Source organism: Frankia sp. CgKIO3 (genome assembly GCF_977946435.1).
Map to the genome: position 1 here is coordinate 72,276 of NZ_CDWTMO010000002.1, position 560 is coordinate 72,835.

The 560-nt window shown below is 60.5% G+C and carries 2 protein-coding genes; both read right to left on the reverse strand.

All coding sequences use genetic code 11. The annotated features are described in order from the left end of the window. A partial coding sequence (locus tag AC08OJ_RS00765; RefSeq protein ID WP_476594838.1) for a recombinase family protein occupies positions 1-231 on the reverse strand: 231 nt, incomplete at its 3' end. 31 nt (positions 232-262) lie between these two features. Continuing rightward, a partial coding sequence (locus tag AC08OJ_RS00770; RefSeq protein ID WP_476594839.1) for an ImmA/IrrE family metallo-endopeptidase occupies positions 263-560 on the reverse strand: 298 nt, incomplete at its 5' end.

Below are 560 nucleotides of genomic sequence, written 5' to 3' on the forward strand. Positions count from 1 at the left end.
CTTGTGAATGGCGGTAGCCGAGCGGCCGGGTTCCAGGTATTCGTCGATGATTTCGACTCCCAGTTCTCGGGCTTGCTCGGCGCACTTGCGCCGCTGGGCCGGCAGGGAGATGCCTTCCGGGTCGTAGTCGGTCTTGACCTGACCTGGTGTCGATACGCGAAGATAGACGACGGCCCGTTTGACCTGCCCGGCTGTCGGGATGTCGTTGCGGAAGTAGCGAATACTGTTCATCTACGATGTTCCTTTCGTCTTCTTGCTTTTGTTACGCCGGGCACGGTTCCGTTGTTTCGGCTCTGAAGTAGCTCGCCACCGGTCGCTCCTCGTCATCCAAAAATCCGAGGTAGCACAGCCGGGTCCTCATGGCGCTCACTGATACTTTGAACATTTCCGCCAGCGCCTCGATGTCCTGCAGACCTCCGGCCCACGCCCGCTTCACCCATGGCCGTGGCATCAGGAAACAGGCGGCGAAGTGGTCGCATATCCGCTCCACCTGCTTCTTCCGGCGGCCTTCGTCACCCGCGCCGAGTCTGGCGTAGATGACCTTTGCGACCGTGTGGTCT